This is a genomic window from Psychrobacter sp. 16-MNA-CIBAN-0192 (assembly GCF_040309565.1).
Lineage (GTDB): Bacteria > Pseudomonadota > Gammaproteobacteria > Pseudomonadales > Moraxellaceae > Psychrobacter.
In genome coordinates this window covers 1-266 of record NZ_JBEOOX010000328.1, presented here as the reverse complement: position 1 = coordinate 266, position 266 = coordinate 1, and the positions used below count along the sequence as shown (strand labels likewise).

Sequence of the window (266 nt, the reverse complement as noted above, 5' to 3'; positions counted from 1 at the left end):
GCCGAAGAAGGGTGCCGGGCATTAATGATATCTGACATTCATCCACGTCGTTTAGATGAAGCTGTAGCTAATATAAAAGCGCAAACAGGTTTGCAACAGGTATTTGGCCAATTGTGCGACGTAAGCCAAGAAGAACAGGTTCAGGTATTGATCAATGCAGCAGAGGATAAACTCGCAGGTGTTGATGTGCTTATTAATAATGCAGGACTAGGTGGTCAAACCGCTGTAGTAGATATGAGCGACGAGCAGTGGAGTAAGGTGATGGA

At 45.1% G+C, this 266-nt stretch carries 1 protein-coding gene; it reads left to right on the top strand.

The window, feature by feature from the left end:
* Positions 1–24 precede the first annotated feature (24 nt).
* Positions 25–266 (top strand): SDR family NAD(P)-dependent oxidoreductase (locus tag AAEY78_RS13435; protein ID WP_352339815.1); only part of this gene is annotated, 242 nt, incomplete at its 3' end.